The sequence below is a fragment of the Tamlana crocina genome, assembly GCF_012037625.1.
The window spans coordinates 1-371 of record NZ_JAAVJS010000457.1 but is presented as its reverse complement, the minus strand read 5'-3'; the positions used below and the strand labels follow the sequence as shown (position 1 = coordinate 371).

General features: G+C 35.8%; 2 pseudogenes. Both read left to right on the top strand.

What is annotated here, in order from left to right:
• Positions 1 to 154, top strand: a pseudogene (locus HC176_RS20145) (cytochrome c oxidase subunit 3); the annotation flags it as partial.
• A 12-nt stretch (positions 155 to 166) separates the two neighbouring features.
• Positions 167 to 371 (top strand): annotated as a pseudogene (locus tag HC176_RS17580) (cytochrome C oxidase subunit IV family protein); the annotation flags it as partial.

The following is a 371-nucleotide window of genomic DNA, read 5'->3' as shown; positions in this document are numbered from 1 at the left end:
AGGAGTATTTATCAATATCATCATCTTCTTCAATGTTCTAATTGGAACTTACGAAAGAAGAGGACATTACGAAATGGTTGAGAAAGTAGGACTATACTGGCACTTTGTGGATCTTGTATGGGTATTTGTTTTCACATTCTTCTATTTGGTATAAATCAGGAACAAAATGGCACACGATACTACACACGTACATAAATCGAACACTAAAAGGATCTGGACGGTATTCATCATCATGTCTGTGGTGACCCTGGTAGAGGTATTTCTTGGGATCGTCAAACCGGAATTCCTTACAGATACCTATTTTATAAGTTTAAAACTGCTTAACTGGATCTTTATCATTCTTACCATTGTAAAGGCATATTATATCGCCT